Raw genomic sequence first — 2424 nt, 5'->3', positions numbered from 1 at the left:
GGGCTGCCGCTGGTGGCGACGGTCGCCCAGCTGGCCGCGGCGCGCCGGCTGAGCCGCGGCGGTGTCCTGGTGCGCACCCCGCGCACGCTGGAGGCGCTGGGCCGCATGGACACCATCTGCTTCGACAAGACCGGCACGCTCACCGAGAACCGGCTGCGTCTGGTGCGCACCGCCGACACCGGGGGCTCGTCGGGACGGGCGGTGTACGTCAGCGCCACCCGGTGCACCTCGGCGGGCAGCGGCCGGTCGAGGTTGGCCGGGCGCAGCCACACGCCCTCGCGCAGTTCGGCCAGGCGCAGGGCGGTCAGCCGGGCGCGCAGGTCGGCGCGTTCGGCGGGGCCGCGCCCGGTCGCCGTGATCACCACCATCTCCCAGTCGCCGTGCCACGCGCGGGTGCGCGGCCGTACGGCGTCGTCCTGGCGCCGCTGCCGTTCCAGCAGCCGGTCGCTGAGGCGGTAGACGGCGTCCGTGCGCCGCAGGTCCCCGGCGGTCACCATCCGGCTCAGCGCGGCCCGCAGCGTGGAGCCGCCGATCCCGAACGGCTCCACCAGCCGGACCAGGTCGCGCACCGGCAGCTCGGGCGGGTGCGCGCCGAGGAGCAGGCTCAGCACCACCGACCGGGCGGACAGCGGTCGCAGGGCCGCCGGGTCCGGCACCGGCCGGTCCGGCTCCGCCGGGACGTTCGCACACATGGACCCGTACTGTACGTGCGCCGGCTTGTTGCAGCATTGCTACGGCCGCACGGAGAGTGCAACATGCTCGTATGGTCTCGATTCCCGCGCAGTCGCCGCCCCAGCCGCAGTCCGGCACGCACGACGTCACCAACCAGCCCCCGCCGCTCGCCCCGTACGACGCCTCCGACGACCCGGCCCTGCTGGAGGGGCTGCGCCGGGAGGGCGCCGGGTGGGCCGAGGAGAACCTCCGCCGACTGGGGGCGCGCGCCGGGAGCGCGCAGGCGCAGGAGTGGGGCGAGCTGGCGAACCGGTACGAGCCGGTGCTGCGCACCCACGACCGCTACGGCCACCGCGTCGACGAGGTCGACTTCCACCCCGCCTGGCACCACCTGATGCGGACGGCGGTCGCCGAGGGCCTGGCCGGCGCGCCGTGGGCCGACGACCGGCCGGGCGCGCACGTGGCCCGGACCGCGGGCGGCCTGGTGTGGGGGCACACCGAGGCGGGACACGGCTGCCCCACCTCGATGACGTACGCGGCCGTACCCGCCCTGCGCGCCCAGCCGGAACTGGCCAAGGTGTACGAACCGCTGCTCACCAGCCGGGAGTACGACCCCGAGTTGCGCGTGCCCACCGACAAGCCCGGGCTGCTCGCCGGGATGGGCATGACGGAGAAGCAGGGCGGCTCCGACGTCCGCACGAACACCACCACCGCCACGCCCACCGGCGAGCCGGGCGTGTACACGCTGCGCGGGCACAAGTGGTTCACCTCGGCGCCGATGTGCGACGTCTTCCTGGTGCTCGCGCAGGCCCCGGGCGGGCTGTCGTGCTTCCTGGTGCCGCGCGTCCTGCCGGACGGCAGCCGCAACACCTTCCGCATCCAGCGGCTGAAGGACAAGCTGGGCAACCGCTCCAACGCCTCCTCCGAGCCGGAGTTCGACCGGACCGTGGCCTGGCTGGTGGGGCCGGAGGGGCGGGGCGTGAAGACCATCATCGAGATGGTCAACTGCACCCGGCTGGACTGTGTGATGGCCTCGGCGACGCTCATGCGCAAGACGCTGGTCGAGGCGGGCCACCACGCCCGGCACCGCAGCGCGTTCGGGGCCCGGCTGATCGACCAGCCGCTGATGCGCAACGTCCTCGCCGACCTCGCGCTGGAGTCGGAGGCCGCGACCACGCTGACGCTGCGCCTCGCCGGCGCGGCCGACCGCGCGGTGCGCGGGGACACCGGGGAGCGGGCCTTCCGGCGCATCGCCACCGCCGTCGGCAAGTACTGGGTCACCAAGCGGGGCCCGGCCTTCACCGCCGAGGCCCTGGAGTGCCTGGGCGGCAACGGGTACGTCGAGGACTCCGGCATGCCCCGGCACTACCGGGAGGCCCCGCTGCTGTCCATCTGGGAGGGCTCCGGCAACGTCAACGCGCTCGACGTGCTGCGCGCCCTCGGCCGGGAACCGGACACCGCCGAGGCCCTGTTCGCCGAACTCGCCCTGGCGCGCGGGGCCGACGCCCGCCTCGACGCGACCGTGGCCGCGCTCAAGGACGACTTGGCCGGAACCGACCAGGTGGGCGCCCGCCGGCTGGTGGAGCGGATGGCGCTCGCGCTCCAGGCCTCCCTGCTGGTACGGCACGCCCCGCACCCGGTCGCGGACGCCTTCTGCGCGTCCCGGCTGGGCGGCGACTGGGGGCACGCGTTCGGCACCCTGCCCGCCGGGACCGGCCTCGACGCCATCCTGGAGCGCGCCCTGCCCGAAGG

2 protein-coding genes are annotated in these 2424 nt (G+C 75.4%); one reads left to right on the top strand and one right to left on the bottom strand.

Annotated features, from left to right (window positions below):
- Positions 1 to 692, bottom strand: a 692-nt coding sequence (locus H5J33_RS31195; protein ID WP_258565532.1) for a hypothetical protein, incomplete at its 3' end; no start/stop codon positions are given.
- 71 nt (positions 693 to 763) lie between these two features.
- On the opposite strand from H5J33_RS31195, the gene H5J33_RS31190 reads away from it, so the two are divergent.
- The coding region (locus H5J33_RS31190; protein WP_181798118.1) for a DNA alkylation response protein at positions 764 to 2424 on the top strand (1661 nt) is incomplete at its 3' end.

Origin of the sequence: Streptomyces sp. WELS2 (assembly GCF_013870595.1) — a bacterium.
Classification (GTDB): Bacteria; Actinomycetota; Actinomycetes; order Streptomycetales; family Streptomycetaceae; genus Streptomyces.
Note: the sequence above shows the minus strand (reverse complement) of the source record. Positions and strands in the feature narration are given on the sequence as shown.